Source organism: Ideonella sp. WA131b (assembly GCA_023657425.1).
In the GTDB taxonomy this organism is placed as follows: Bacteria; Pseudomonadota; Gammaproteobacteria; order Burkholderiales; family Burkholderiaceae_C; genus Rubrivivax.
Map to the genome: position 1 here is coordinate 1,185,048 of JAGTJW010000001.1, position 25,673 is coordinate 1,210,720.

Annotated in this window: 20 protein-coding genes; 18 read left to right on the forward strand and 2 right to left on the reverse strand. The window is 71.6% G+C overall.

Annotation, left to right across the window (positions count from 1 at the left end; translation table 11 throughout):
- Positions 1-20: 20 nt before the first annotated feature.
- The 8 genes from KA711_05455 to KA711_05490 all read left to right on the forward strand — a co-directional run bounded on the left by KA711_05455 (position 21) and on the right by KA711_05490 (position 7,951).
- Complete coding sequence (locus KA711_05455; protein ID MCM0608431.1) at positions 21-272, forward strand: hypothetical protein; 252 nt, start codon at positions 21-23, stop codon at positions 270-272.
- A gap of 166 nt (positions 273-438) precedes the next feature.
- A complete protein-coding gene (locus KA711_05460; protein MCM0608432.1) occupies positions 439-1,614 on the forward strand; it encodes a Fic family protein in 1,176 nt (391 codons plus the stop codon).
- A gap of 66 nt (positions 1,615-1,680) precedes the next feature.
- Positions 1,681-1,908: a hypothetical protein gene (locus KA711_05465; GenBank protein MCM0608433.1), complete on the forward strand. Its 228-nt coding sequence runs from the start codon at positions 1,681-1,683 to the stop codon at positions 1,906-1,908.
- Entirely contained in the window at positions 1,901-3,007 is a 1,107-nt protein-coding gene (locus KA711_05470; GenBank protein ID MCM0608434.1) for a helix-turn-helix domain-containing protein, read from the forward strand. Before KA711_05465 ends, KA711_05470 begins: the two co-directional genes overlap by 8 nt.
- A 29-nt stretch (positions 3,008-3,036) precedes the next feature.
- A complete protein-coding gene (locus KA711_05475; protein ID MCM0608435.1) occupies positions 3,037-4,575 on the forward strand; it encodes a site-specific DNA-methyltransferase in 1,539 nt (512 codons plus the stop codon).
- A gap of 51 nt (positions 4,576-4,626) precedes the next feature.
- Positions 4,627-4,848, forward strand: a complete 222-nt coding sequence (locus tag KA711_05480) for an addiction module protein (GenBank protein MCM0608436.1) — start codon at positions 4,627-4,629, stop codon at positions 4,846-4,848.
- Positions 4,845-5,138: a type II toxin-antitoxin system RelE/ParE family toxin gene (locus KA711_05485; GenBank protein ID MCM0608437.1), complete on the forward strand. Its 294-nt coding sequence runs from the start codon at positions 4,845-4,847 to the stop codon at positions 5,136-5,138. Before KA711_05480 ends, KA711_05485 begins: the two co-directional genes overlap by 4 nt.
- A gap of 5 nt (positions 5,139-5,143) precedes the next feature.
- Positions 5,144-7,951 (forward strand): DEAD/DEAH box helicase family protein, encoded by a 2,808-nt coding sequence (locus KA711_05490; GenBank protein ID MCM0608438.1) that lies wholly within the window; start codon positions 5,144-5,146, stop codon positions 7,949-7,951.
- Between the two features lie 131 nt (positions 7,952-8,082).
- Here the strand turns inward: KA711_05490 and KA711_05495 are convergent, their stop codons facing one another.
- A complete protein-coding gene (locus KA711_05495; GenBank protein MCM0608439.1) occupies positions 8,083-8,799 on the reverse strand; it encodes a DUF433 domain-containing protein in 717 nt (238 codons plus the stop codon).
- A gap of 264 nt (positions 8,800-9,063) precedes the next feature.
- Between KA711_05495 and KA711_05500 the strand changes: the two genes are divergently transcribed.
- The 4 genes from KA711_05500 (at position 9,064) to KA711_05515 (ending at position 12,409) form a co-directional block, all read left to right on the forward strand.
- On the forward strand, positions 9,064-9,321 hold the full coding sequence (locus KA711_05500) for a toxin HicA (GenBank protein MCM0608440.1): 258 nt from the start codon (positions 9,064-9,066) through the stop codon (positions 9,319-9,321).
- Complete coding sequence (locus KA711_05505; protein MCM0608441.1) at positions 9,311-9,634, forward strand: toxin-antitoxin system HicB family antitoxin; 324 nt, start codon at positions 9,311-9,313, stop codon at positions 9,632-9,634. Before KA711_05500 ends, KA711_05505 begins: the two co-directional genes overlap by 11 nt.
- Before the next feature lie 310 nt (positions 9,635-9,944).
- The gene (locus KA711_05510) at positions 9,945-11,624 is read left to right on the forward strand and encodes an AMP-binding protein (GenBank protein MCM0608442.1); all 1,680 of its coding nucleotides are present in this window, start codon (positions 9,945-9,947) and stop codon (positions 11,622-11,624) included.
- 59 nt (positions 11,625-11,683) lie between these two features.
- The gene (locus KA711_05515; GenBank protein ID MCM0608443.1) at positions 11,684-12,409 is read left to right on the forward strand and encodes a 16S rRNA (uracil(1498)-N(3))-methyltransferase; all 726 of its coding nucleotides are present in this window, start codon (positions 11,684-11,686) and stop codon (positions 12,407-12,409) included.
- A gap of 39 nt (positions 12,410-12,448) precedes the next feature.
- Here KA711_05515 and KA711_05520 read toward each other — a convergent pair whose 3' ends face one another.
- Positions 12,449-13,678, reverse strand: a complete 1,230-nt coding sequence (locus KA711_05520) for an MFS transporter (GenBank protein ID MCM0608444.1) — start codon at positions 13,676-13,678, stop codon at positions 12,449-12,451.
- Between the two features lie 257 nt (positions 13,679-13,935).
- Between KA711_05520 and KA711_05525 the strand changes: the two genes are divergently transcribed.
- The 6 genes from KA711_05525 (at position 13,936) to KA711_05550 (ending at position 25,509) form a co-directional block, all read left to right on the forward strand.
- Positions 13,936-16,794 carry a TonB-dependent receptor gene (locus tag KA711_05525; protein MCM0608445.1) on the forward strand — a complete coding sequence of 953 codons (2,859 nt, stop codon included), beginning with the start codon at positions 13,936-13,938 and terminating at the stop codon, positions 16,792-16,794.
- Between the two features lie 293 nt (positions 16,795-17,087).
- Complete coding sequence (locus KA711_05530; GenBank protein MCM0608446.1) at positions 17,088-18,632, forward strand: site-specific DNA-methyltransferase; 1,545 nt, start codon at positions 17,088-17,090, stop codon at positions 18,630-18,632.
- Complete coding sequence (locus KA711_05535) at positions 18,629-20,194, forward strand: putative DNA binding domain-containing protein (GenBank protein ID MCM0608447.1); 1,566 nt, start codon at positions 18,629-18,631, stop codon at positions 20,192-20,194. The genes KA711_05530 and KA711_05535 overlap by 4 nt, the downstream gene beginning before the upstream one ends.
- A gap of 321 nt (positions 20,195-20,515) precedes the next feature.
- Positions 20,516-23,323: a DEAD/DEAH box helicase family protein gene (locus KA711_05540; protein MCM0608448.1), complete on the forward strand. Its 2,808-nt coding sequence runs from the start codon at positions 20,516-20,518 to the stop codon at positions 23,321-23,323.
- Complete coding sequence (locus tag KA711_05545) at positions 23,320-24,435, forward strand: serine hydrolase (GenBank protein ID MCM0608449.1); 1,116 nt, start codon at positions 23,320-23,322, stop codon at positions 24,433-24,435. The genes KA711_05540 and KA711_05545 overlap by 4 nt, the downstream gene beginning before the upstream one ends.
- 153 nt (positions 24,436-24,588) lie before the next feature.
- A complete protein-coding gene (locus tag KA711_05550; protein MCM0608450.1) occupies positions 24,589-25,509 on the forward strand; it encodes an LD-carboxypeptidase in 921 nt (306 codons plus the stop codon).
- Positions 25,510-25,673 lie beyond the last annotated feature (164 nt).

Consider the following 25,673-nt stretch of genomic DNA (forward strand, 5'->3'; position numbering starts at 1 on the left):
GACCTCGCCCCCAAACTGGCATGCGCATCACGCTCAACATCGCCGACGACGTGCTCTCCACCGCCCGCGCGCAGGCGGCGCGCGAGGGGCGCTCGCTGGGCGAGGAGATTTCAGCGCTGGTCCGCGAGTCGCAGCAGCATCAGGCAGGGTCGGACGCCAAGCAGGGCGTTCAGAAGACCGGGCCAGGCGGGCGCTTTGCCGTGTTCCCGGCCCGTCGTGAAGTCGTCTCGGTTCGGCGCGTGCGTCGACTGATGGACGCAGGCGGCACCTGATCGTGCCTCCTGCGCGGCCTGCCGGCCGTGCCGCGGAGTCCGTGCGCAGGCGCCCGGCCCGGGCCGAATCCTTTCATTGGCCGCCAACTTGCGGCAATCAATGAAAGCCGGCTACCATTTTCTTTAACAAGGGCGCCGGTCATCCGCGCCAGTTAAGGAAACTGACGTGGACCACCCCTTCAGAGCCGGCCGCTACATCCAGCAGAGCACCGGCTACAAGGCCTTCATCCCGGCCCCGCTGCCGCCCGATCAACCGCTGGCCTACGACGGCGAACTGCAGACGCTGCTGTCGACCGCCGACCGAGACATCGGCCGCCTCGATGCCCTGGCGGCTTTGCTGCCCAACCCCGACCTCTTCGTGGCCATGTACGTGCGCCACGAGGCGGTGCTGTCCTCGCAGATCGAGGGCACGCAGAGCACGCTGGAAGACGTGCTCGCCTTCGAAGCCGACGCGCTGCGCGACGACAGCCCGCGCGACGTGGAAGAGGTCGTCAACTACATCCGCGCCATGAACCACGGCCTGCAGCGCCTGGGCGAACTGCCGCTGTCGCTGCGCCTGCTGCGCGAGATCCACGCTGAGCTGATGCGCGGCGTGCGCGGCGGCGACAAGTCGCCCGGCGAGTTCCGCGTGTCGCAGAACTGGATCGGCGGCACCGGCAGCACGCTGCGCACCGCCGCCTTCATCCCGCCGCCGCCGCACGAGCTGATGAATGCCCTCGGCCAGCTTGAACGCTTTCTGCATGAGGCGCGCAACACCGTGCCGCTGCTGGTGCGCTGCGCTCTGGCGCATGCGCAATTCGAGACCATCCACCCCTTCCTCGACGGCAACGGCCGCGTCGGCCGCCTGCTGATCACGCTGATGCTGTGCGAGGAGGGCGCGCTGGCCCGGCCCCTGCTGTACCTGTCGCTGTACCTCAAGGCGCGCCGCGCCGAGTACTACGACCGGCTCACCGCCATCCGCGAGCAGGGCCACTGGGAGGCCTGGGTGGCATTCTTTCTGCGCGGTGTCAGCAGCACCGCGCGCACGGCCACGCAAACGGCACAGGACATCGTCGCGCTGCGCCACGCCCACCAGCAGGCCGTGGCACGCCAGGCCAAGGCACTGGCGCTCATCGACCACCTGCTGCGCCAGCCCACCGTCAGCATCAAGCGCGTGAGCACCCTGCTCGGCTGCACCGCCCCCACGGCCACGAAGCTGGTGCGCGAGTTCGAGGAACGCGGCTGGCTGCGCGAGCTCACGGGCTACGGCCGCAATCGCCTGTGGCGCTACCAGCCCTACGTGGACCTGTTCCACCGCGACGCCCTCGACGCCCTCACGCAACCGGCCGCCGCCCCCACGTGAGCAACGGCCCGCCCGACACCGCTGCATCGTGTACATTCGTTCACCTCAGGGGTGAACAAACATGGCATGCTGGTCGAGTTTGTCGATGCCCGGCTGAAGCGGCTCTGTTCAGACCGGGCCGCGCGCCAGCGCCAATGGCAGAGGGCCGCCGCCGCCAGCCTGGAGGTGCTGCGCAGCCTGCCGGGCAAGTGGGAAGAACCCACCGGCAGTCGCAAGGGCCAGCTCTCGTGCCGGCTCGACTGGCGCGCCGTCGACGCCGTCACCGTGCTCGACGTGGAGAACGACCATGACTGAAACCACCCTGGCCTACACGCCGCGCGAGGTGTCGCCCCCGGGCGCCACGCTGCGCGACCTGATGGAAGAGCGCGACTGGAAGCAGCGCGAACTGGCGCACCGCCTGGGCCGGCCGGTGCAGGCCGTCAACGAGATCCTCGCCGGCAAGAAGGAAATCACCGAAGACACCGCGCTCGAGCTCGAGCGGGTGCTCGAGGTGCCCGCCCAGTTCTGGCTCGCACGCGAGGCGCGGTACCGCGAGCACCTGGCGCGCCAGCGCAGCGCCGAGGCCTCGCGCGGGCACGTGCCCTGGCTGGAGCGGTTTCCGCTGAAGGCGCTGCAAGAGGCCGGGGCGCTGCCGCAGGGCCGCCTGACGGCCGCGTTCAAGCAGGAGCTGGTCGAGCATCTGCTGCGCTTCTTCAACGTGGCCTCGCCCGCCGGCTGGCAGGCCCACTACGACCAGATGCAGCCGCAGTTCCGCCGCGCCCGCCCCAGCCAGCAGACCGACGTGGCCGCCATCACCGCGTGGCTGCGCATGGGCGAGCTGCAGGCGGCCCGGCTGCACCTGGCCGACTACGACGCGGCGCGCCTGCAGGCCGCGCTGCCGGCGATGCGCGCCCTGAGCCTGCGGCCGGCCGAAGAGATCGGGCCCGAGCTGGTGCGTCTGTGTGGACAGGCCGGCGTGGCGCTGGTGTTCGTGCCGCCGCTGCCGGGCACGCATGTGTCGGGCGTGGCGCGTTTCCTGAACGGCCGGCCGCTGATCCAGCTCTCGCTGCTGGGCAAGAGCAACGATCTGTTCTGGTTCAGCTTCTTCCACGAGGTGGCGCACGTGCTCAGGCACCCCACGCGCGCCATCTTCCTGGACGACGCCGCCGCGGGCGACACCGTCGATTCGCCCGAGGAGCAGGACGCCAACCGCTTTGCCGCCGACACGCTGATTCCGCGTGCGCAGCAGGCACGCCTGCCCTACTTGCCGCTGGTGGCCGAGGAGATCGAGGCCTTTGCGGCCGAGATCGGCCTGCACCCCGGCATCGTGGTGGGCCAGCTGCAGCACCGCGCCCTGCTGCCCTGGGCGCACGCGCTCACGCGCCTGAAGGCGCGCCACGACATCGCCCGCTGAGCCGCGGCTTCCACCCACCGACACCGCCCATGCCCACCCTCGACTGGCTCCACCGCGAAGCCGCCTTCCGCACCGCGCAGCAGGTGCCCACGCGTGTGCTGCGCCCGCATGCCGCCGGCCACCGCTTCGGTGATGGGGATGCCGCACCCGGCAACCTGCTGGTGCAGGGCGACAACCTGCAGGCGCTGAAGGCGCTGGTGCCCTTCTACCGCGGCCAGGTGAAGTGCATCTTCATCGACCCGCCCTACAACACCAAGAGCGCCTTCGAGCACTACGACGACAACCTGGAGCACAGCCAGTGGCTGAGCATGATGCTGCCGCGGCTGCAGCTGCTGCGCGAGTTTCTGCGCGAGGACGGCAGCATCTGGGTGACCATCGACGACCACGAGGGGCATTACCTCAAGGTGTTGATGGATGAGGTGTTTGGGCGGGGGAACTTCATCGGCGAGTTGGTCTGGCAGAAGCGCACATCGCGCGAGAACCGCGCACCCATAAGTTCCGCGCACGATGCGCTCTTTCTATACGGCAGAAACCCGCCGAACGTTTGGAAGGCGCACCGAAACCTGCTGGCTGCGAATGAAGCCGGGCTCTCCAATCCTGACCACGATCCTCGCGGTCCTTGGAAGTCCGTACCTTTCACGGCTCAAGGGTATCGAGAGAACCAGATGTACAAGATCCGGACGCCGACCGGGCTACAACTTGATCCGCCTAAAGGTCGCTGCTGGGGTGCTACGGAGCCCGAGTACTTGAAGCTTCGGGACATTGAGAGGCGTGTGTACTTTCCAAAGCAAGGGCGTGGTAGGCCACGAATCAAGCAGTTCCCTGAGCAGCAGAAGGGTCTGGTTCCAATGACGCTCTGGTTTGCCAAGGAGGTGGGAGACAACGAGGACGCAAAAAAGGAAAGCCTTGAGCTGTTTCCCGATCGAGAGGCCTTTGGAACGCCGAAGCCGGAAGGGCTCCTACAGAGAATCGTTCACATCGCCACCAACCCCGGCGACCTCATCCTCGACTCCTTCCTCGGCTCCGGCACCACCGCCGCCGTCGCCCACAAGATGGGCCGCCGCTGGATCGGCATCGAGATGGGCGAGCACGCCGTCACCCACTGCCTGCCGCGCCTGCAGAAGGTGGTGCAGGGCGAACAAGGCGGCATCAGCCAGGCCGTGAACTGGCAGGGCGGCGGCGGCTTCCGCTTCGTGCAGCTGGGCGCGCCGCTGTTCGATGAACACGGCGAGCTGCACCCCGAGGTGCGCTTTGCCGACCTGGCCGCCTTTTTGTGGCTGCGCGAAACCGGCACCGCCTACGAGCCGGCCGCCAGCCCCGTGCAGGGCACGCCGCTCTTGGGCGTGCACGAGGGCCGCGCCGTCTACCTGCTCTACAACGGCATCCTCGGCGACAAGCGCCCCGCCGCCGGCAACGTGCTCACCAGCGCGGTGCTGGCCGCCATGCAGGCCCGCTGCTGGCACGAAGGCCCCAAGGTCGTCTACGGCGAGGCCTGCCTGCTGGGCGATGCGCGGCTGCACAGTGCCGGCATCAGCTTCCGCCAGCTGCCGCATGCGGTGCCGCGCTAAGCTTCGGCACACGCCCTTCGCGTTGCGACGTTCAACCTTCTGGAGACGGCCATGACCACTGTCGACGCCATCGTGGCCCAAGCCGAGGCCCTGCCCCCCGAAGAGTTCGAGCTGCTGGTGCTGCGGTTGACGGACTGCCTTCACCACTTCGCGAGCCCCGAAGTCGAGGCGGCCTGGCATGCCGAGATCGACCGGCGCGTGGCCGCCGATGACCGCGGCGAGACGACGTATGTGCCTTGGGAACAGGTTCGCCAGGAGCTGGGCCTGAAGTGATTCGTGTCGTCTTCGAAGTCGCCGCGCAGGCCGATGTACGGGCTGCGATGGCCCACTGCAGCGCCGTGTCGACGGAGTTGGCGACACGCTTCGCCACGGACCTCGACGACGCCGTAGGCCGCATCCAGCAGTTGCCCGAAGCCTGGCCCCCGGCTGGCGCTGGTTTGCGTCGGTGCCTTCTTCGCCACTTCCCCTATTCGGTGGTCTACCGCACGGCCTTCGACCCCTTGCGCGTGTTGGCCGTGATGCACCACCGCCAAAGTGCAGCCCGCTGGCAGGGCCGGCTTTGAACGCCATGCCGGCCTTCGCGCTCAAGCACTACCAAACCCAGGCGCTCGAAGCGCTGGAGCGCTACCTGCGCCGCACCGCCGTGCTGGGCGCCGGCAGCGCCTTCAACGACTGCACCGGCTACGGCTACAACGCCGAGCCCTTTGGCGAGCTGCCCTGCGTGTGCCTGCGCATCCCCACCGGCGGCGGCAAGACGCTGCTGGCCGCGCACGCCATCGGCACGCTCTCTCGTGAATGGCCCGGCCGCCACCCCCGGCCGCTGGCGCTGTGGCTGGTGCCCAGCGACACCATCCGCAGCCAGACGATCAAGGCCCTGGCCACGCCCGGCCACCCGTTCCGCGCGGCGTTGGTTGAGGCCTGCGGCGATGACGTGGTGGTGTGCGATCTCGACGCCCTGGCGCAGCTCTCGCCGCAAGACTTCGAGCAGCGCGCCGTGGTGGTGGTGGCCACCATCCAGAGCTTCCGCGTCGAAGACACCGACCAGCGCAACGTCTACGCCTTCAGCGAGGCCTTCGAGCCGCACTTCCGCGGCGTGCCGGCGGCGGCGCTGCAGCTGCTGCACGGCCTGCCCGATGCGCTGGTGACCGAGGCCGATGTGAGCGCGGCGCACGCCGCAGCGAAAGCCGGTGAACCGGAGCGGCCGGCCAAAGCCGGCCGCGGGATGCTGGCGCGCTTCGTGGGCCAGCCGCGCTGGAGCCTGGCCAACTGGCTGGCGCTGCGGCAGCCCTACGTCATCGTCGACGAGGCGCACACCACCAAGACCGAGCGCAGCTTCGAGGCGCTGAAGCGGCTGAACCCGGCGCTCATCCTCGAGCTCACCGCCACGCCGCTGCCCCAGCGCAGCAACGTGCTGTTCCACGTGTCGGCCCAGCAGCTGCAGGCCGAGCACATGATCAAGATGCCCATCACGCTGGTGGAGCACACGCGCGGCTGGCAGGCCGCGGTGCTGGACGCCGTGCAGACCCAGCGCCTGCTGGAGGCCGAGGCGCACGAGGAAGAGTCAGCCACCGGCGCCTACATCCGCCCCATCGTGCTGCTGCAGGCGCAGAACCAGGGCGAGCCGGTGGACGTGGACGTGCTGCGCGCGCACCTGGTTGAGGACCTGCACATCCCCGAGGCCCAGGTGAAGGTGGCCACCGGCACGCGGCGCGAGATCGATGGCATCGACCTGGCCGCGCGCGACTGCCCGGTGCGCTTCATCATCACCGTGCAGGCGCTGGGCGTGGGCTGGGACTGCCCCTTTGCCTACGTGCTGTGCACGGTGCAGACCATCCGCTCGGGCACCGCCATCGAGCAGTTGCTGGGCCGCGTGCTGCGCATGCCCTACGCCACGCCGCGCACGCGGCCGGCGCTGAACCGCGCCTACGCCCACGTCACCGAGGCCAGCACCGGCCTGGCCGCCAATGCGCTGGCCGACCGGCTGATCGACGGCATGGGCTTCGATCCGCTGGACATGGCCTCGATGATCGCGCCCCAGTTGCCGCTGGCCTTGACGGGGGGTGGGGGCGGGCCGCGCGACGACGGGCCGCTGTTCGCCGCCGCGCCGCCTGCGGCGCCGCTGCCGGCGCTGACGGTGGACGTGCCCCCCGGCAAGCCGCTGCCGCCGGCGGTGGCCGCGGCCGTGGCCGCGGGCGAGGCCCAGCTCAGCAGCGACGGCGAGCGCCAGCGCGTGCGCGTACCCGGCCATGTGGGCGAGGCCCTGGCCACGGCGCTGGTGGAGGCGCAGCCCAGAAAGCAGCGCGAGGCCACGCAGCAGCAGGTGGAGCGGCACAACGCGCTGGTGGCCGGCGCGGCGGCGCCGGCCAACCGCGGCGACGTGTTTGCGCCGGTGCCGCGCCTCGCTTACCGCATGGCTGCGGGCGGTGAGTGGCCGGCGGGCGGGCAGATGCCGCTGGCCCTGCTGGAAGTGGAGTCGGTGCGCGAGACGGTGGCGCTTAACCTGCTGGCGGAGCCCATCACCATCGACGGCTTCACCATGGTGGAGCAGGCCGCGCAGTGGGAGCTGTACCTCGATGGCCAGAAGCGCCTGGTCGTGGGCCGCGGCGACACATCGCAGTTGCCGCTGGACGGCGTGGCCACCACGGTGCGGCCCGAAGACCTGGCGCGCTGGCTGGCCGAGCAGCTGCAGCACCCTTCGCGCAACGTGGCGCGCGACGTGCTGCCGGCGCACCTGCGGGCGTTTGCGCTGGCCTGCGTGAACCACCTCGTGCACAGCAAGGGCGTGCCCCTGGCCCAGCTGGTGCGGCATCAGGTCCCGCTGGTGCAGCGGCTGGCGCTGCGCATCGACGAGTTGCGAGAGCTTGCCGGGCGCAGCGCGTTCCGGCAGCTGGTGCTCGATGGTGGCTGGGAGCTCGTTGCCGGACCGGCGTTCGAGTTCCGCTTCGACCCCAACGCGTATCCGGTGCCGGGCAACAAGCGCTATGGCGGCAAGTTCCGCATGGCCAAGCACTTCTATCCCGTGGTGGCCGACCTCGAAGACGGCTCGGAAGAGATGCTGTGCGCGCTGGCCATCGACGGGCACCCGCGCATCAGGCGCTGGGTGCGCAACCTCGACTCGGAGCCGGTGCATGCCTTCTGGCTGCCCACGTCATTCGGCCGTTTCTACCCGGACTTCGTGTGCGAGCTGGACGATGGCCGCGTCTTCGTGGCCGAGTACAAGGGCGCGCATCTGCGCAACGTGCCGCGCGAGATCGAGAAGGGCCAGGTGGGCCGGCTGTGGGCCGAGCGCAGCGGCGGCCGCGCGCGGTTTGCCATGCTGTTCAAGCTGGAGCGGGGCATGAGCGTCGCGCAGCAGATCGACGAGGCGCTCGGATAGCGTTCGGCGGGCATTGCGAGGCCACCGAAATCGCACCGCAAGGGGTGATGGATCCTCACGCCGCAAGCCGCGCGCGACACCGACCACACGGCCGGTGGTCGCTGGCTCGCCGCGGCGCGCTGGATGGCGGGTCAGGCCTGCACCACGATGCGCCCGGTGTCGGCCGCGCGAAGGCGCTCGAAGCGCAGCGCTTCTTCGATCACCGACGCCGGCACCGCGTAGTCGGTGGCCATCTGCTCGATGGTGTCGCCAGCACGGAAGCGGTCTTCCACCACCTCGGTCCGCACGAAGGCGCCGCTGATGACGGGCCGGCCGAAGGCGCGGGTCGGGTCCACCACCACCGTGCGCGGCTGAGTCTCGCGGCTGTCGCCCAGGCGCGTGTACGGGAACAGCGCCACCGGCAGCCCGCCCTTGCCGTAGTCGATGCGCGCCAGGGCGGCCTCGAAGTCGGCTTGCAGCGCTTGCTGGCCACCGTCGGACACGTTCAGCAGCTGGCCGGCCTCCTTCACGAACAGGGCCACGCCGTTGGTGCGGAACTCGCGGGCCACGAGGGGGCGCTCCGCGCGCAGGTGCTGGCTCACGTAGTCGAGTGCCCGCCGCACCACGGGCAGCGTCACGCGGTGACGGCGACGCATGGCCGCCAGCACGTGCAGCTCACAGAGGTTGGTGAACGAGAGCAGCCGTTCGGCCGGCGCAGCCGGTGCGATGACGGCCCTGAAGCGATCGGATTGGCCGAAACACCAAGCCCGAACCGTGGCGCTGGGAAGGGCCAGGATGCGCGCTGCCTCGGCGGCGCGATAGGCCGGCTGGTCTTGAGGTCGATCTCGTGCGGGTTGGGCGGGCTTCATGGCATCTCCGAGTCCATCGTGGGCCGGATCGGCGCGGCGCTCAGTGTAGTCAACGGGCGGTGGGCGGCTCCGCGTATGTCCACCCCTGCGCTCACGCTTCAGTTGCCTGCTGTTCCTGAAGATGGGCCAGGCGCGCACCGGCCCGGCGAAGCTCAAGCGCGTGGTGTCGCTGATCGACGCCGAAACCTGGATCGGCATTGGCGTGGTCGCGAACCTGCCTTTCGATCTTGACGGATGGTGCCACTATTGACACCATTCCCCGCCATGGCGGACATCGCCAAGATCCTCAGCCGGATGCAGGCCTCGCCCACCAGCGTGCGCTTTGCCGATCTGGCCAAGGTCTGCGAGCACTTCTTCGGGCCGCCCAGGCAGTCGGGTTCCAGCCCTGCGGTGTTCAAGACACCGTGGCCGGGTGACCCGCGGGTCAACACTCAGAACGACAAGGGCAAGGCCAAGGGCTACCAGGTGCGCCAGGTGCTGGAAGCCATCAGCAGACTGAAGGGGCAGCGCGATGAACACTGATCACTACACCTACCGCGTCACCTGGTCGGCCGAAGACGGCGAGCACCTGGGCCTGTGCGCCGAGTTCCCCTCGCTGTCATGGCTGGCCGCCAAGCCCGAAGACGCGCTGTCCGGCATCCGCGCCGTCGTGGCCGGGTGCGTGCGCGACATGCAGGCCGGCGGCGAGGCGGTGCCGGTGCCGATCGCCGACCGCCGCTACAGCGGCGAGTTCAAGGTGCGCATCCCGCCGCAGCAGCACCGGCGCCTGGTCATCGAGGCCAGCGAGCAGGGCGTGAGCCTGAACCGGCTGGTGAGTGCGAAGCTGGCGGGCTGAAGGCTGACGACTTTGGCAAGCTGCTGCGGGAGAAGCTGCACGAGGTGCTGACACGCCGGCAGAGGGTCGGCGAGGCGCACAAGCTGAACCCGTCACTCACCGGCAGGGCCATCCGGAACCCTGGGCCCGGCACGCCGCACTCGAGGCCATCCAGCCCGCCGCCCTGAGGGCAAGCGCCAGCAGACAGCCCCTTGCGCGAACCTTACAGTCAGCCCATGACCCCGTTTCCCCTGCCCTTGCCGGCGCGGCGTGCCGGGCGGCCCGCCTGCGACACCCGGGCGGCGCGCTGAAGCCGTCGGGCCGCTCCGCCATGCTGGCACCGCGCATCAGGCCGCCGGAGACGCTGCCCGCCGGGTCGGCCCCGGCGGCCGCCCGGTCGCTGGGCTTGGCGCTGCGCGCCGCGATGCAAACCCATGCCCAGCGGCCCGCGCTGCGCTGCCACGGCCGCACGTTGCGCTACGCCGAACTCGACACCGCCTCGCGCGCGCTGGCGGCCTTCTGGCAGCAGCGCGGGCTGGTCGCGGGGGACCGCCTCGCGGTGATGCTGCGCGGCGGCCTGCCGCTGCCGGTGGCGGTGATCTCGGCCTGGCGCGCCGGGCTGGTGGTCGTGCCGGTCGACCCCGCCCTGGCCGGCGAGGCCCTGCTGCACCAGCTGCGCGACAGCGGGGCCCGCGCGCTGGTGGCCGACGAAGCCGCCGCCTCGGCGCTGGCCCCGCTGCTCGAAGCGCAGCCGCTGCCGCTGGTGCTGGTGGCCGGCGTCGGCGAGTTGCTGGGCCCCGTGCGCGCGGCGCTGGTGCGGCGCCGCCAGCGCCCGCGCCCCGCGGCCCCGGCGCTGCCCGGCGCCGTCGCCTTCGGCGTGGCCCTGGACCGGGGCCGCGTGCTGCCGCTGGCCGAGGCCGAGCCGGGCCCCGACGACATCGCCGTGCTGCAGTACACCGGCGGCACCACCGGCGTGGCCCGCGGGGCGGTGCTGCTGCACCGGCAGCTGCAGGCCAACCTGCGCCAGGCCGGGCAGTGGCTCGAGCCCGCGCTGGCCGCCTGGCCGTCCGACGAACCCTGGACGACCGTGGCCGCGCTGCCGCTGCACCACACCTTCGGCTTCACGCTGGCGCTGCTGCTCACCCTGCTTCGCGGCGGGCGGCTGCTGCTCCTGCCCGACTGGACCGACACCGATGCGCTGGCCGCGCTGCTTCTGCGCGAGCGCTTTCACCTCTTTCCCTCGGTCAACCCGGTGTTCGACTCGCTGGCGCGCCACCCCGCCGCCGACCGCATCGACTGGAGCGGCCTGCGCCTGAGCCTGGCCGGCGGCCTGGCCGTCGATCCCGCCACCGCCATGCTCTGGTTGCTCAAGACCGGCAGCCCCATCGTCCAGGGCTACGGCCTGGCCGAGTGCAGCCCGGCCGTCACCTGCAACCACGTCGACGACACGGCTTTCAGCGGCCATGTCGGCTACCCCCTGCCCGAGACCGAGCTGATGCTGGTCGACGCGGCGGGCCGGCCGGTGGCTCCGGGCACCCCGGGCGAGATCACGGTGCGCGGGCCGCAGCTCATGGCCGGCTACTGGCAGCGCCCCGACGAGACCGCCCGCGTCATGCTGCCCGGCGGCTGGCTGCGCACCGGCGACCTCGGCCGCGTCGAGCACGACGGCGCGCTGGTGCTGATCGAGCGCCTGCAAGACCTCATCTGGGTCGGCGGCCTGCCGGTGGTGCCGGGGCAGGTGGAAGAGACCGTCCGGCGTCTGGCCGGTGTGCGCGAGTGCGCCGTGCTCGGCGTGCCCCAGCCGGCCGGCGGCGATGCCGACGAGCTCGTCCGGCTCGTCGTGGTGCGCAGCGACCCGGCCGGCGAGCAACCCTCCGAGGCCGAGGTGCGCGCCCATTGCGAGTGCCACCTGGCCGGCTACCAGCGGCCGGCGCAGGTGCTGTTCCGCGCCGCGCTGCCGCGCAGCCCCATCGGCAAGGTGCTGCGCCGCGCGCTGCGCGACGGGTCCTGAACGCACGCGCGCGCCCGGTCCTCACGCCGCCCCCACGCCGCCCCCACGCCACCACCCTGATGCGCCTGCTCGTCGACATCCCGCTGGCGGCCGGCGCCGTGGCCACCTTGCCCGAGGCCGCCGACCGCCACGCCCGCGTGCGCCGCGTGCAGCCGGGTGACGCGCTGGTGCTGCTCGACGGCTGCGGCGCCGAGTGGCCGGCCACCGTGCGCGAGGTGGGCCGCAGCGCGATCACCGTGGCGCTGGGCCAGCCGCGCGCCGTCGACCGCGAGCTGGCCCTGCCGGTGACGCTGGCCGTGGTGGTGCCGGCCAACGAGCGCATGGACTGGCTGGTGGAGAAGGCCACCGAGCTGGGCGCCGCGGCGCTGCAGCCCTTGCAGGCCGAGCGCTCGGTGCTGCGCCTGCACGGCGAGCGCGCGGCGCGGCGCCACGCCCACTGGCAGGGCATCGTGCGCGCGGCCAGCGAGCAGTGCGGGCGCACGCGGCTGATGGCCGTGGCCCCGCTGCGCGAGCTGGCCGACTGGCTGGCCATGCTGCCCCCGGCGCCGCCTGCGCCCGGCCCGGCGCGCTGGGTGCTGGATGTGGCCGCCGACGCCCGGCCGCCGGCCGGCGCGGAGCGCCCGCCGGCCCTCATCGCCTTGTCGGGGCCCGAGGGCGGGCTGGCCCCGGCCGAGCGGGCGGCGGCACGCGCCGCCGGCTTTCAGCCGCTCACGCTGGGCCCGCGTGTGCTGCGGGCCGAGACGGCGCCGCTGGCGGTGCTGGCCTGGGCGGCGCTCGCCGGGTAGGGTCGTGGGCGGCCTGGCCGGCCCCGCGGGCCTGCTGGCTCAGCGCGGCGTGGCGGCCGCTTCCTTGCCGAAGTCGCGCGGCATGCGCGCCCAGGCGGCGGCCACGAATCCCGGCAGCGTGGCGATGCAGCACCACACGAAGAAGGCCGTGTAGCCCAGCTGCTCCTGCAGCCAGCCGGCGGCCATGCCCGGCAGCATCATCCCCAGCGCCATGAAACCGGTGCACAGCGCGTAGTGCGCCGTCTTGTGCGGGTTGCCGCCCCCGGCGCCATCGCCTGGCCCGCCGGCCACCCACAGCATGAACACCATGTAGGCCGTGAAGCCGAAGCCGTAGCCGAACTGCTCCACCGCCAGCGCCGCCGCCACCACCAGCAGGCCCTCGGGCTGCGCCCAGGCCAGCCCCACGTACAGCAGGTTGGGCGCGTTCATGGCCAGCAGCAGCACGGGCAGCAGCCGGCCCAGGCCGGCGCGCGAGATGGCCCAGCCGCCGAGCAGCCCGCCTAAAGTGAGCGCGGCCACGCCCACGGTGCCGTAGGCCAGGCCGAGCTGCTGCGTCGTGAAGCCCAGGCCGCCGTCGGCGCGGGCGTCCAGCAGGAAAGGCGCCACCAGCTTGAGCAGCTGCGCCTCGCCCAGCCGGTACACGAGCAGGAAGACCAGCACGCGCACGATGTCCTCGCGCGCAAAGAAGCTGCGGAACACGGCGACGAAGCCGCGCCAGAACTCGCCCGTGCGCGGCGCCGGCCTGTCGTCGGCCGGCCGCGGCAGCGCCCAGGCATGCCAGGCCGCGAAGGCCGCAAAGAGAACGGCCAGCAGCAGGAACACCGCCTGCCAGCCGGCCACCGGCCCGCCGTGGTGCTCGGCCCACCAGCCGGCCAGCCACACCAGCCCGCCCTGGCCGCCCAGCATCGACAGCCGGTAGAAGGTGCTGCGCACGCCCACGAAGGCGGCCTGGCGGCGGCCGTCCAGCGCCAGGATGTAGAAGCCGTCGGCCGCGATGTCGTGCGTGGCGCTGGCAAAGGCCAGCAGCCAGAACATCACCAGCGTCCACTGCAGGAAAGCCGGCGCCGGCACGGCCAGCGCCACCCCGGCAAAGGCGGCGCCCACCCCCAGCTGAAGCCCCACGATCCACAGGCGCTTCTTGCCCAGCAGCTCCACCAGCGGGCTCCACAGCGGCTTGATCACCCAAGGCAGGTACAGCCAGCTCGTCAGCAGCGCGATCTGCGCGTTGGACACGCCGAGGTTCTTGTACATCACCACGGCCAGCGTCATCACGGCCACGTAGGGCAGGCCCTGGCCGAGGTAGAGCGTGGGGATCCAGCGCCAGGGCGAAGCCGACATGCGGGCGATGTTCCCACGGCGGCGGCGCAGCCCTGGCTTGCGCAGGGAATGTGGTTCGCGGGTCGACGCCGGGGGCTAATCCGGATGGGCGACGGCCCCGGTGCATGGCGACACTGGTCGATGAGTCTGCCGGCGACGCCCAGCCTGCCCGCATCCCCACCAGAAACCACGGTCCCGAGGAACCCCCCATGTCCTTCAAGCTCACCACCCTGGCCGCCGGCCTGGCCCTGGCCGGCCTCGCCGCCAGCGCGCTGGCGCAGACGCCCGAGCGCATCACCATCACCGGCTCCAGCATCAAGCGCATCGCCACCGAGGGCGCGCTGCCGCTGCAGGTGATCACCCGTGCCGAGCTTGACCGCCAGGGCATCACCAGCGCCGAGCAGGTCATCTTCAGGCTCAGCACCAATGGCAACGGCCTGGACAACCTGGCTTCCAACGCCGACGTGGTGGGCGGCGCGCAGCGCGGCAACAACGGCGCCACCAGCGCCAACCTGCGAGGCCAGGGCAGCAACGCCACGCTGATCCTGCTCAACGGCCGCCGCGTCGCCGCGCACGGCCTCAACGGCGGCGTCGTCGACCTCAACCAGATCCCGATGGCCGCCGTCGAGCGCATCGAGGTGCTGAAGGACGGCGCCAGCGCCATCTACGGCACCGACGCCATCGGCGGCGTCATCAACTTCATCCTGCGCACCGACTTCCGCGGCGGCCTGGTGCGCGCCCTGGCCGATGTCACCCAGGCCGGCGGCGGCAACATCTACAGCGGCGGCGCGGTCTTTGGCATCGGCGACCTCGACAAGGACGGCTACAACTTCATGGCCACCCTGTCAGTGAGCGACAACAAGGCGCTGCGCGGCGACCAGCGCGGCTTCGTCAACACCTTCCAGCCGAACCGCGGCCTGAGCGTGGACACGCGCGGCACGCCGCACGCCACGATCTTCCCGCTGGCCGGCACCATCTTCCCCACCAGCGCCGACGCGCCGCTGATCCCGGGCAGCACCACGGTGCGCGCCTCCGGCGGCCTCAACGTGCTCGACCTGCCCGGCGGCCCGGGCTGCGGCGCCATCCCCGGCATGGCGCCCTACGACGCCCTGCTCTGGGATGTGCCCAGCGCCGCGCTGGCCTGCGCCTGGGACACTGGGCGTGCCGCGGTGCTGCAGCAGCCGGTCGAGAGCACCACCTGGGTGATGCGCGCCACCGGCAAGCTCGGCGAGCACCAGATGGCGCTGGAGCTCACCGGCTCTCAGACCGGATCGGCCAAGCGCTTCTCGAACCTGCAGATGACGCCCAACACCACGACGCAGCAGCTGCGCTTCCCGCGCAATGCGCAGTCGCAGGCGGCCTACGACGAGATCTACGACCGCCTCGTGGCCGCCTTCCCGGGCCAGATCACGGCCAGCCGCGGCATCCCCATCGCCTACCGCTGGCGCTGCATCGAGTGCGGCCCGCGCGAGATCACCACCGACGCCGACACCACGCGCTGGGCGCTCACCGCCGAGGGTCCCTTCTTCGGCGGCTGGGACTACAAGGCCGGCGTGCTGCAGGCCACCTCCGAGGCCAAGAGCACGCTGGGCGGCGGCTACTACTTCCGCGACAACGCCACCAGCCCAGGCTCCGGCAACCCGGCGGGCATCGTGCCGGCGCTCAACAGCGGGCGCATCAACGTGTTCCTGCTGCCGGGCCAGACGCAGAGCGCCGACGGCCTGGCCGCGCTCGAGGAAGCCTCGGCCCGCGGCGTGGTGCTGTATGGCGGCAAGTACACCGTGCAGCAGACCGACTTCTCCGTCTCGGGGCCGGTGTTCAAGCTTCCCGGGGGCAGCGCCATGGCGGCGCTCGGCGCCGACCTGCGCAGCGAGAAGTACCGCTTCAACGGCGACGAGCGCGACCCCACGCTGCAGCGCATCGTCGTGGCCGCGCCCTTTGACCAGACCAACGTGCTGACCGGCGCCAAGCGCGACGTCACCGCCTTCTATGGTGAGCTGCTGATGCCGGTGCTCAAGGGCCTGGAGTTCACGCTGGCCGTGCGCCAGGACAAGTACGACGGTTTCGGCACCACCACCAACCCCAAGGTCTCGGGCCTGTGGCGGCCGGCCGAGCCGCTGCTGGTGCGCGGCTCCTACAGCACCGGCTTCCGCGTGCCGACCTTCAACCAGCTCTACAACGGCGCGTCGTCGGCCACCTTCACCGGCGCCACCCTGGTGGACCCGCTGCTCTGCCCCACCGGCCGGGTTGACGCCAACCGGCCGGGCTGCGAGTCCATCCGCCCGCTCATCATCAACGGCGGCAAGGAGGACCTGGGCCCCGAAGAGGCCAAGATGGCGTCGGTGGGCTTCGTCTTCGAGCCCTCGCCGCTGTTCAGCATCGGCCTGGACTGGTGGAGCATCCAGCGCGAGGGCACGATCCAGATCCTGAGCCTGCAGCAGCTGGTGGACAACTTCAACCTGCTGCGCAACCGCTTCGCCTACCAGCTCGACGGCACCCTGGGCGCCATCGACCAACGCTGGGTCAACGCGGGCGAAACCCAGACCGAGGGTGTGGAGGTCAGCCTCAAGAGCAGCTTCAACGCCATGGGCGCGCGCTGGACGGCGGGCCTGGAAGGCACCTACCTGCTGAAGAAGCGCTCGCGCGTGCTGCCCACGGTGCCCTTCGGCCCCAGCGAGATCGGCCAGTTCAGCTTTGCCGGCGACCTGGGCCTGCGCTGGAAGCACAACGCCGCCATCACCTACCAACGCGGCGACTGGACGGCCACCTTCAGCCAGCTCTACCGCGCCGGCTACAACGACCAGGTGCTGCCCGGCGTGAGCTCGGGCCGCGTCTCGCCGCCCGACTGGAATCCCAAGGTCGACGCCTACACCACTTACAACCTGGGCCTGAGCTGGACCGCCATCAAGAACCTGACGCTCACCGGCCTGGTGAAGAACCTCTTCGACGAAGACCCGCCCTTCGCCGTCACCTACGACAGCAACTTCGGCAGCGGCAGCAGCTGGGAGCCGCGCGTGGCCGACCCGCGCGGGCGGGCCTTCGTGCTGTCGGCCGAGTACAGGTTCTGAGCCCCCAAGCTCGCTGGCGCTCCACGCACGGCCAGAGGCCGCGCCGTTTGGGCCGTCCAAGCCGGCGCAGGCCGGCTTGGAGCCGCGGCCTTCACCCCCCCGGGGCGGCCGCCCTGCGGCGGACCGGCAGAGCCGGCTCCGCGCAGGGGGCTTGGCGGCCGGCGGCTGGCTGACGCCAGCGCCAGCCTGGGCCGGGCCACCGCAGCCGCGCTGGCCTAACCCGCCAGCGGTGCGCGCTGGCGGCCGGCGTGGACCCAGGGCCGCTGCAGCCGCCCAGCCCCGACAATGCCGGCATGCCCACCCTGAACTGGCTCCAGCGCGACGCCGCCTTCCGCGCCGCCGAGGCCGTGCCCTACCGGCTGCTGCAGCCCATCAGCACCCACGGCGACGGCGACGCCCGCAACTGGCTTGTGCACGGCGACAACCTGCAGGCGCTGAAGGCCCTGCTGCCCCTGTTCCGCGGCCAGGTGAAGTGCATCTTCATTGACCCGCCCTACAACACCAAGAGCGCGTTCGAGCACTACGACGACAACCTCGAGCACTCGCAATGGCTGTCAATGATGCTGCCGCGGCTGCAGCTGCTGCGCGAGTTCCTGCGCGAGGACGGCAGCATCTGGGTGACCATCGACGACCACGAGGGGCATTACCTCAAGGTGTTGATGGATGAGGTGTTTGGGCGGGGGCGTTTCGTTGCGAATTGCGTTTGGCAGAAGCGGTACTCACGTGAGAACCGGGAGTCCATCGGCGACGTTCACGATCATCTGCTTGTTTACGCCGTGAACGCGAGCTTGTTCAAGGAAACACGCAGTCTGTTGCCGCTTGCGGAAAAGCAGCTAGAGCTCTATCGGAATCCTGATTCGGATCCTCGTGGAAAGTGGCAGAGCGTGTCGCTGCTGGCGCAAGGCTTTCGACCGAATCAGATGTACGAGATCACCGCGCCATCGGGCCGTACTCATCTGCCGCCACCTGGCAACTGCTGGAAGCTTGTCCGCTCGGAGTTCGACAGACTTCTTGCCGATCACCGGGTGTACTTTGGTGCGGACGGAAACGGGGTTCCCAGACGCAAAGAGTTCCTGGTGAACGCCAAAGGACTCGTGCCTTGGACTTGGTGGCCACACGAGGAAGTCGGCCACACCGACGAGTCCAAGAAGGAAGCCAATGCACTGTTTGGCGCAGACATCAGCTTCGGTACACCCAAGCCCGAACGTTTGCTCCAACGCATCCTGCACATCGCCACCAACCCCGGCGATCTCGTCCTCGACTCCTTCCTCGGCAGCGGCACCACCGCCGCCGTGGCGCACAAGATGGGCCGGCGCTGGATCGGCATCGAGATGGGCGAACACGCGCGCACCCACTGTCTGCCGCGGCTGCAGAAAGTGGTGCAGGGCGAACAAGGCGGCATCAGCCCCGCCGTGGGCTGGCAGGGCGGTGGCGGCTTTCGCCTCGTGCACCTGGGCGAGCCGGTGTTCACGGCCGACGGCCGCATCGACCCCGCGGTGCGCTTCGCGGCACTGGCCGCCTTCGTGTGGCAGCAGGCCACGCGCACGGCCTACACGCCGCCCGAGCTGGGTGGCCAGAGCGGCGCCCGCGCCGGCACGCCGCAGCTCGGCACGCACGAGGGCACAGCCGTGCTGCTGCTCTACAACGGCATCCTCGGCGACCGCCGGCCCGAAGGCGGCAATGTGCTCAACCTGGCCGTGCTGCAGGCGCTCAAGCGCAGCTGCCCGCACGACGGCCCGCGCCTGGTGTACGGCGAAGCCTGCACCCTGGGCCCGGCGCGGCTGGCGGCCGAGGGCATCGAGTTCCGGCAGATTCCGTACGAGCTGGCGGCACGATGACCGAGCCGCTGCCCCCCGCCGAGCCGCCACTGCCGGCGCCGCTGTGGGCCGATGCGCGCGCCGCACCGCGCCCGCTGCCGGTGGCCTGGCTCGACGGCCTGCTGCGGGAGGCCGACGAGTGCCCGTGGGTGGAGTTCAAGCAGGACAACCAGCACCCTGAGTTGCTCGCCGAGTACGTGTCGGCGCTGGCCAACGGCGCCGCCTGGGCGGGCCAAGCGCACGGCTATCTGGTGTGGGGTGTGCACGACGGCACGCGCGAATGGGCGGGCACCCGCTTCCGGCCTGAGCAGGCGCGCAAGGGCAATGAAGAGCTGCCCTTCTGGCTGCAGGTGGTGTTCCGCGGGCAGACCGAGCCGGAGTTCTTCGAGGTGATCGATGGAGAGCGGCGGGCCGTCGTCATGCGCGTGCCAGCGGCGGCTGGCCGGCCCGTGAGCTATGGCGGCGAGCGCTACATGCGCGTGCGGGCCTCGAAGGTGAGGCTGCGAGACTTTCCGGAGCAGGAGCGCGAGCTGCTTGAGCGCCTGGCCCGCCTGGGCTTCGAGCAGCGCGTGGCTGCCGAAGGCGTGGCCGCCACCGAGGTGGCGGCCCTGCTCGACGTGGCGGCGTGGTTCCGTGCCCTGCGTGAGCCGCAGCCCGGGCCGGCCGAAGCGCTGTTGATGCTGGCCGAACGCGGGCTGCTGCAAGCGCGGCCTGATGGCCGCTGGAACCTGCTCAACCTGGGTGCGCTGCTGCTGGCGCGCGACCTCGCCCGCTTCGGCCCGCTGGCACGCAAGGCGTTGCGGGTGGTGTGGTACCACGGCGCCGATGCCGCGGCGCCGGCCGAAGAGCTGCCGCTGGGCGAGAAGGGCTACGCGCTGGTGGTGGACGACGCGATGCAGACGCTGGTGTCGCGCCTGCCGGCCGAGGAGGTGGTGGTGGGTGCGCGCCGCGAGAGGCGCGAGCACTTTCCGCCGCTGGCGTTGCGCGAGTTGCTCGTCAACGCGCTGGTGCACCAGGACTTTGGCGCCCACGGTACGGGGCCTTTGGTGGAGGCGTTTGCCGGCTGCATCGTCATCACCAACCCGGGCCGGCCGCTGGTGGCGGTGGAACGGCTGCTGGACTGGCCGGCGCAGTCGCGCAACGAAGCGCTGGCGCGGGCGATGCGGCTCTTGCGCTTCTGTGAGGAGCGCGGTTCCGGCATCGACCGCGTCGTGGCCGCAGCCGAGGAGGCCGGGCTGCCGCCGCCGGGCTTCGAAGTGCTCGCGGCCGATGGCGGCGGGGCCGACTTCATGCGGGCGCGTCTGTTTGGCCCGCGCCCCTTTGCGCAGATGAGCCAGGAGGACCGGCTGCGTGCGGTGTACCAGCACGCCTGCCTGCTGTACCAGCGCGGCGAGAAGCTCACCAATGCCAGCCTGCGCCAGCGCTTGCGCCTGCCCGACCGTCAGGTGGCCCAGGTGTCGCGCCTTATCGCCCAGGCGCGTGACCGGCGGCTGGTGAGGCCCGCTGACGATGCCGAGCGCTCCTACATTCCGGCCTGGGCGGCGCGCGCCGCAGGCGCCGCCGATGAATTGCGCCGCATTTGACGTCCTGCCCACCGCCGCTGCACCGCGCGGCGGGCCGTTGGAGACCAAGTGCCTGATGTGCAACGATTTTTTGGTGTCACGAAGATGCTCGCCCGATTTGACGCGGATTTGATGGCCCCAAAACCTGCGCCATGAAACCGCTGGCTCCAATCGTTGTGGCGAGTGTGCAGGCTTGCGCCAATCTGAAAGCTAAGCTGTTGATTTTTATATGATTTTTCTGCGCCAAACCTGAGCTCTTGCGCCAATACGGCCCCAATCCGTCTCTGACACCCACTTGCAGACGGTCCTGATCGGACTCACTGGTCGAACCCGACGCCCACCATGCCGTCCCTCACCCTCAAGACCTACCAGCAGCAGGCCCTGGCCAGCCTGGAGCGCTTTCTCGCCGACGCGCGCACCACGGGCGACCTCGACGCCGCCTGGGCGCGCGAACTGGCCCGCCAGGCCCCGGCGCCCGAGCCCGGCGAGCGCGTGCGCACCGTGCCCTACCGCCGCGAGGCCTTCGGCGACACGCCCTGCGTGTGCCTGCGCATCCCCACCGGCGGCGGCAAGACGCTGATGGCCAGCCACGCCATCGTGCAGATGGCACGCGTGTGGCGGCAGGCTGCCCACCCGGTGGCGCTGTGGCTGGTGCCGTCCACGACCATCCGCGACCAGACCTTGCGCGCGCTGCAGCAAAGCGGCCACCCCTACCGCGAGGCGCTGCAGGCGCACTACGGCCAGGCCCTGGCCGTGCTCGACCTGGAAGCCGCGCCCACGCTGGCGGTGCAGGAGCTGGGCACCAAGGCCGTGGTGCTGGTGGCCACGATCCAGAGCTTTCGCGTCAAGAACACGCAGGGCCGCAACGTCTACGCGTTCAGCGAGGAGTTCGACACCCACTTCGCGCACTTCGCGGCGCAGGGGCTGCTGGGCCCGGATGCACCGCTGGAGCGCGTGAGCGCCGAAGACCTGGTGCCCGGCGCCGCCAGCGGCGCCCTGACGGCGGCGGACATCGGCCGCGTCAAGCATTCGCTGGCCAACCTGCTGGCGCTGGTGCGCCCGTTGGTGGTGGTGGACGAGGCGCACAACGCGCAGAGCAGGACCAGCCTCGACACGCTGCGGCGCGTGGCACCCAGCGCCGTGCTGGAGCTGACGGCCACGCCGGTGCCCAAGAAGGCCAACGTGCTGGCGAGCGTGAGCGCGCGCGAGCTGCAGGCCGAAGAGATGATCAAGCTGCCGGTGATGCTGGCCGAGCACCGCGAGTGGCCGGCTGCCGTGCGCGACGCGCTGCTGCGCCGCCGCCAGCTGGAGGCCGAGTGCGCGCACGAGCCGCAGTACATCCGGCCCATCGTGCTGTTCCAGGCGCAGGACAAGTCGGCCGAGGTCACGCCCGAGCTGCTGCGCCGGCACCTCATCGACGACCTGCACGTGCCCGAGGCACACATCGTGGTGGCCACCGGCGATCAGCGCGGCCTCGATGGCGTGGATCTGTTCGACCCGGCGTGCCCGGTGCGCTGCGTCATCACGGTGGAGGCCCTGAAGGAGGGCTGGGACTGCGCCTTCGCCTACGTGCTGTGCTCGCTGCAGAACGTGCGCTCGGGCAAAGACGTGGAGCAGCTGCTGGGCCGCGTGCTGCGCATGCCCTACGCGCGGCGGCGGCGCAGCCCCGCGCTGAACCGGGCCTACGCACACGTGGTGGCACGCAGCTTTTCCGAAGCCGCGGCGGCCCTGGTGGACCGCATGGTCGACGGCATGGGCTTCGAGGCGCTGGACGCCGCAGCCGTGCTGCTGCCCGATGCCGGCGTGCAAGGCGAGCTGCTCGACGTCACGCCGCAACCCGCCCTTGCGGCGCCGGTGCTGACGCTGGAAGTGAGCGCCGAGGTGGCCCGGGCGCTGCAGGCCGAGCCCGACATCGAGGTGCACTGGCCGGTCTCCGCGGCCGAGGGCGGCGATGCAGGCGATGCCGGCACTGGCGCAGATTCGCCGCCCTCGGCCGGCCCGCGGCTGCGCCTGCAAGACGAGGTGTCCGACGCCACGCTGGCCCGCCTGCTGGCGGTGCTGCCGGCCAAGGACCATGCCCCGGTGATGGCCCATGTGGCGCAGCACAACCAGCGTGTGCAGGCGGCCCGCGCGCCGGCCGAGCGCGGCGTGCCCTTTGCCGCGATGCGGCGGCTGTGCGTGGGCTTGCGTGCGGCGGCTGGCGAGCAGCAGGAGCTGCATTTGTTCGAGCGCCAGACGCTGGACGAGATCGTTGGCTTCGACCTCCTGCGCGCCGACCCCATGCCCGATCTGCCGGGCTTTGCCGTGGTGGAGCAAAGCGAGCTGTTCGAGATCTACGTCAACCAGGCGCGGGTGGAGTTCCGCAAGGCGCAAGACGAGCGGCAGCTCTCGCTGGACGCGGTGCCCACGAGCGAGACCGACACCGATCTGGCCTGGTGGCTGGCCCGCAGCTTGCGCCGCGACAGCCTGACCGACGAGACCCTGCGCCGCTGGTGCGTGGCGCTGCTGGGGCGGCTTCAGCGGGAGCGCGGCTTCAGCCTGACGGGGCTGGTGCGGGCGCGTCACCAGGTGGCCGGGCAAGCCATGGCGCGGCTTGAGGACTTGCTGGCGACGGCGCGGCAACGCGGCTTCCGGCAGCTGCTGCTGCCCGACAGCGGGGCTGCGCAGACCGACTGGACGGCCGGCACCAGCGCCGACTTCACTTTTGCCTTCAGGCCCGGCCAGTACCCGGCGCGGCATGTCTACACCGGGCGCTGGCGCTTTACCAAGCACTACTACCCGTTCATCCATGCGCTCAAGAGCCAGGGCGAGGAGTTCGAGTGTGCGCGGGCGCTCGACGGCCAGCCCGAGGTGAAGCACTGGGTGCGCAACGTCGAGCAGCAGGAGCGCTTTTCGTTCTGGCTGCCCACGGCCACCGACTACTTCTACCCCGACTTCGTGGCCGAGCTGAAGGATGGCCGGGTGCTGGTGGTGGAGTACAAGGGCGATGCCTATGCCAGCAACGACGACTCCGCCGAAAAGCGCGCCGTGGGCCTGGCTTGGCAGCGCGCCAGCGCGGGCCTGGGCTTGTTCGTGATGGTGGAGAAGCGGCTGGCCGGCATGGACATGACGGCCCAGTTGCGGCAGGCCATCGTCGGAGGGCGCACGTGAACGCGCCTGCAGCGCCGGCCCTGGCCGACGCGCTGCGCCAGGCCGTCCTCGTGCAGCGCTTCGACACCACGCCCGACCGGCTGCGCGGCGGCGCGCCGGTCGAGGCCTTTCCGAGCCTCGACCTGGCCGTGCTGCGCTTCGCGGGCGGGGGCCGCTCGATGCAGGCGGCCAATGTGCTGTTCTCGCGCGAGTTTCCGCAGGGCGTGGTGGCGCACTTCGGCCCGGCGGGCGGCGGCCTGGGCCCGGTGGCCAGGCTGCGCTTCGACGCCGACGTGCGCGACGCTGCCGGCACCTCGGTAGCCTGGCAGCCCGGCGCCGACTGGGCGCGCATCGCCTTCCCCCCGCTGTTCACCCCGCCCGGCCTGCCGCCGGGCGCGCCGCGCTTCGTGGCGCCCTACCCGGCCTCGTTGCTGAAGCTGATGGTGGCCGTGGGCCTGGGCCTGGCGGTCGACGCCGGCCGGCTGGGCTGGGCCGAGGTCCTGCCCGAGCTGACGCCGATGATCGTGGTCAGCGACAACGACGCCACCGACCGCGCCGTGGCGCTGCTGCACCGCGCCGGCATGGTGGACGTGCTCAACCGCAGGTTGCAGCAGGCCTGGGGCCTGCCGACGCTGCAGCTCAAGCGCACCACGCCCGCGGGCGGTTGGCGCAACGGCGACGGCTCGGGCGTCGGCCAGATCCACATGACGGCCTGGGACACCGTGCGGCTGCTGTGGATCCTGGACCCGCAGGCCCCGCCCGCGCCCTGGCTGCCGCCGGGCACGCCCACGCTGGCCGAGGCCACGAAGCAGCGGCTGCTGGCCGCCCTGGCGGCGCAGGAGCTCGACGAGATCCTGTCCTCCGGCCGTCTGCGCGGCCTGCCCGGCTGGCAGCCGGGCCTGCCCGATGCGCCGGTGTTCGCGCACAAGACCGGCACCACCGAGAACTACGCGTCCGATGCCGGCATCGTGGCCGTGCCGGGCGGCCCGCGCTACGCGGTGGCGCTGCTCAGCAACCTGGGCAGCCGCTACCGCCCGCGCTTCGTGGGCGCCGACGACGAGCGCGCCGCCACCACCTGGAAGCTGCCCGCCCTGGGCGCCGCGGTGCACGCGCTGATGCAGACCCTGCCCTGAAGCGGCGCCCCTGCACACATCCCGCGCCGCGGTGCACGCGCTGATGCAGACCCTGCCCTGAAGCGGCGCCCCTGCACACATCCCGCGCCGCGGTGCACGCGCTGATGCAGTCCCTGCCATGATGCGGCTGCCATGACCGCCCCCACACCCTGGCTGCCGCTGCGCGTAGGCGCACTCGTCGGCGTCGTCGCCCCCGCCGGCCCCGTGGACCCCGCCGTGCTGCCCGCGGTGGAGGCGCTGTACGCGCGCCACGGCTGGCGCGCGCGCCTGTACCCCTCGTGCCGCGCGCGCCACCCCGTGCTGCCCTACCTGGCCGGCGACGACGCGCAGCGCCGGGCCGACCTGCACGCCGCGCTGGCCGACGACGAGGTGGCCGCCATCCATGCCTTGCGCGGCGGCTACGGCGCCCTGCGCCTGCTGCCCGGCATCGACACCGCGCTGCTGCGGCGCAGCCCCAAGCTGCTGATGGGCTACAGCGACATCACCGCCCTGCAGGCCCTCTGGGCCGCCGAGGGCCTGCCCAGCCTGCATGCGCCGATGCCGGCCTCGGACCTGATCCGCCCCGGGCGCGAGGACGACGAGGCCGCGCTGGTGGCCCTGCTCAAGGGCGGCCTGCCCGCCGGCAGCGTGCTGGCGCCCGAGCTCGAGCCCGGCGAGCCCGTGCACCCCGGCGTGGCCGAGGGCGTGCTGATCGGCGGCAACCTCAGCCTGGTGGCCGCGCTCACCGGCACGCCCTGGGCCTGGAACCCGCACGGCGCCATCCTGTTCCTCGAGGACGTGAGCGAGTCGCTCTACCGCGTCGACCGTTGTCTCACCCAGCTGCAGCTGGCCGGTGTGCTGCAGGCCGTGGCCGGCATCGTGCTGGGCAGCTTCACCGAGAGCGAGGCGCCCGAGGCGCTGCTGCGCGAGCGGCTGCTGCCGCTGTGCCGCGAGCGGGGCAAGCCGCTGCTGGGCGGCTGGCCCACGGGGCACGGCACGCCCAACCGCCCGCTGCCGCTGGGCCTGCGCGTGCGGCTGGATGCCGGCGCGGGCACGCTGACCATGCTGGAGGCGCTCGCGGCGCCCGCGGGCTGAACCGGACCGCGTCGGCGAGCCGCCGCCGGCACCCGTGACATCGACCCCCCACCGCTCGGCTGGGCCCGTCGAAGCGCCGGACTCGGACCCCCCACCGTTCGCGCTGAGCCTGTCGAAGCGCCGGACTTGACCCGAACCCCTCGCGCTGAGCCTGTCCGAGCACC